The 3,420-nt window shown below is 39.0% G+C and carries 4 protein-coding genes; 1 reads left to right on the top strand and 3 read right to left on the bottom strand.

The features are described 5' to 3' along the window. A partial coding sequence (locus tag C0V77_RS22755) for a recombinase family protein (protein WP_173830577.1) occupies positions 1-783 on the bottom strand: 783 nt, incomplete at its 3' end. A gap of 48 nt (positions 784-831) precedes the next feature. Further along, positions 832-975, bottom strand: a complete 144-nt coding sequence (locus tag C0V77_RS23240) for a hypothetical protein (protein ID WP_158238006.1) — start codon at positions 973-975, stop codon at positions 832-834. Positions 976-1,214: 239 nt separating this feature from the next. Here C0V77_RS23240 and C0V77_RS22760 point away from each other — a divergent pair, with 239 nt between their 5' ends. Then, positions 1,215-1,952 (top strand): hypothetical protein, encoded by a 738-nt coding sequence (locus C0V77_RS22760; RefSeq protein WP_101728692.1) that lies wholly within the window; start codon positions 1,215-1,217, stop codon positions 1,950-1,952. A gap of 216 nt (positions 1,953-2,168) precedes the next feature. Here C0V77_RS22760 and C0V77_RS22765 read toward each other — a convergent pair. Beyond that, a partial coding sequence (locus C0V77_RS22765; protein WP_143706172.1) for a sigma-54-dependent Fis family transcriptional regulator occupies positions 2,169-3,420 on the bottom strand: 1,252 nt, incomplete at its 5' end.

Consider the following 3,420-nt stretch of genomic DNA (forward strand, 5'->3'; position numbering starts at 1 on the left):
TACGTCCTGCACCTGATAAAATAAATCTTCCTGTATTAATGGCTGATGCAAGCCTTTGACGAAGCGGCTTTCATCATCCTTGTATTTGGGGATAAATATCTTTCCGCAATAAACCGGGTTTCGAATAGCAAACCAGAAAAGACTCTTAGTTCCTCTAAATCCCTTCGCTTTTGCCATTTTGAAAATCTGCTCGGTATTGTATACACTTTTAGCTACTTCCTCAAAAGACCACCGCAAAATACCTGCTTGTGGTTCATGGATGGCAATGTACTTCCTTCCTGCTTCATCAGTCTTGTTGACATAACCAATCGGAGCCAGACCCATATATCGCCCTTCTTTTCTAGCTCTCCGCATTCCATGAATAACATTTAATGCCCTTCGATCATTCTCGACCTCGGGTGCTGCCAGATAAAAGGCCAACATCATCTTGTTCTCAGGAATAGATAAATCCAATGGCTGTTCTATTGCCTGAGGTTCTACACCCAATTTGCGCAGGGTGTTGATCATCTGATAGGCATCTCCTGTATTGCGGCTGAACCTGTCCCATTTAAGGAATAAGACCACATCGGCCTTTCTTTTGTGCTTTTTCAGTTCTAACAAATATGCCTTCCATTCCGGACAGGCAAAGGTCTTTGCAGAATGGTCTTCAAACATTACCCGACGGACGGTAATGTTGTTAATATCGCAATACTTGCGCAACAGTTCTTCCTGGCTACGCTGCGAGTAGCCTTTATCTGCCTGTTCGTCCGTACTTACCCTTATGTACAAATCAGCTACTTTCATACTCAGATCGGATTAAAATCATTAATAGGCTAATTATAGGATATAACCTTAATGCTTTTTCAGATATTGTGCGATCAGGATATTCGCCAATAAATGCAGGAATTCAAGAACAGCTACAGCCTGTTCTAAAGATATTTCAATTCCTTTTTTGCGCAGCAGTTCTACTGCCTGTTCTGGTTTTAGTTTTTCCATTTTGCACCTCCTCATTAAATCATTCACACAAACCTTCGTGCAGAAGGACACCTTTCAGAAAGCTAATATAATAATTTGTTTTGATATTCCAAATTTTATCATAACTTTTTTACTATCTTTGTGAAGTCTCTGGAGGAAATCTAAAGTACTGCCATCTTGTTTGGGGGAATCTGACGTCCTTTGTTACATAGTAATTTGCTGTAGTGTAAGTAAGCTAAAAACGGGTAAATAACGACAAAATGAGTAAAGTATACAAAGTTAGTTACAAAACTTACCTGAACGACCGATTAAAGCAGGTTTATCTACATAGCAAGCTAACCTATCCTTTGTATGTTCAGGTGACCTATGAACGCAAGACCATCTTCTTTAAAAGCTACTATTTTGAACTCTTTTCAAAACCCAGATATTTCCTCTCTGCGGCCGGATTAAGCCGCGGCCCCTCTATTGAAGAAATTGCAGCTAAAGAAAATGAGGTTATTGATTTTATCATTAATAAGCATCCAGACAATTTCTCACTAGATCTCTTCAAACAAGAATACGCTTTTTACAGCAAAGATGTGTGTGATATTACAGAGGAAGGCTTTATTGATTATTTGTATACCTTCTTTCAAGACAAGGGTATGCCAGCATTTGCTGTAATGGTTAGAGAGGGCTGCAGACACTGTATTGCCTATGATGTCTTCCGAGATATGAAACCGGCTTTTATTAAGCCTTTCTATGAGGAACTAGTTGAGAATTCTCTGTATCACTCACCGCCATACCTTCCTTTATATGGCTTTATGCTGGAGACAAAGAAATGGCCTATGCTAAGCCTCACGGTTATGGAATGGGAAACCAGCAATACACAAACAGAGTTTACAGAATATTTAAAAAAGTATTATCCTAAAAACGATGCTGGTGAAATAAAGAAACAGGTTGAAAAGTGGTTGAACTCTTTAAGGACGATTGATAATTTATTACCTGATCCATCAACTTAATAAAATATTCTAAAAATTCACGATATTTTGAAATTCAATTCTGCACAGAATTACATACAATTAGCCTGTCAAATTACAGCGTTTTTTGAAATTAGATCCAAACAATAATAACTCTCTCAGCCTTTTTCTATAATTCTCTCTCATCCTAAAACGATTTAACTAATTTGAATTCTATGATTATACACTAACTAATTATCAAATTATTAGGTAGGTCTACTATTCAATCCCATACTCCCGCATCTTGCTCTTCAATGTATTAATAGACCCATACCCCAGAGCTTTGAGTGTTTTGTTCTGGTTGCCTTTATAAAATGTTAAAGCACGGCTTATCAGATCTTTTTCGTTTTCCTGCCAGTTGAAAGAAAGCCTTTGCTTACTGCCCGACTGAAAAAAGCGTTGAGGTAAATCGTTTATTTGCACTTCGTTTTCACAGAATACATATAGGCCCATAATGACATTCTCTAATTCCCGTATGTTTCCCGCAAATGGATATGCAAGTAGTTGCGCATAGGCATCTTTGCTAAACTTAAGTAATTGTTTTTTATTGAGCTCCTTTTTAATGCGTTTCAGAAAGAATTCTATCAATGCTTTTTTCTCTTCTGCTCCTCTTTCCTGTAGGGTGGGTAATGCTAATTCAACTACTGCCAGCCGATAGTATAAATCCCAGCGGAAAGTGCCCTCTTCGCACATTTCTTCTAATGGTTTGTGAGTTGCCGAAACAATCCTGACATCTATTTTTTTTGGCTTGTTACCACCCACAGGCATTATTTCGCCGCTTTGCAATACCCTGAGCAATGCCTGTTGCATATAAGGTGAAATATCCCCTATTTCGTCCAGAAATACTGTGCCGCCATTGGCTTCTTCCAATATACCTTTTTTATCGTCTTTGGCATCGGTAAAAGCGCCTTTTACATAACCGAATAACCTCGATTCAAGCAATGAGTCGCTTAGAGCAGAGCAGTTGACTGCCAGATAAGGTTTAGCTGCACGCGCGCTGTTTTCATGAATACAGCGTGCTAAATGCTCTTTTCCTGTCCCACTTGCACCTCTGATCAGGCACCTCACATTATCAGTCTGGGCAATCAAGTCAGCTTTTTTGTAGACGGATGCAATACCCGGGCTTATCAGGTAATCAGTAGAAGCACTGGCCTGGGTTTGGTTCTGCTGGCTTATAGTAACACTCATGGGTACACTCGACTTCTCTATCTTCAGCTCTATCAAATCAGGTTCTTTTTTGCCCGTAAATTTCCCCTCCCGGGTTTGTAGTAGTCGTGTATTGAGTCCGAGTGATTGATGGCATATAAACCAGCTCAATTGCATGATAGAAGTACCGGGCGAAAAGAAAATATCTATTTCATAGGTTTTGTTTTCCAGCAAAAGTGCTTCAACCTTGGTTTTTATTTCTTGTAAATCTATCACATCATTTATACCCATGAAGCGCTTTTCTATGATTCGACTTTTATAGGTA

It is taken from the genome of Emticicia sp. TH156 (assembly GCF_002855535.1).
Lineage (GTDB): Bacteria > Bacteroidota > Bacteroidia > Cytophagales > Spirosomataceae > Emticicia > Emticicia fluvialis.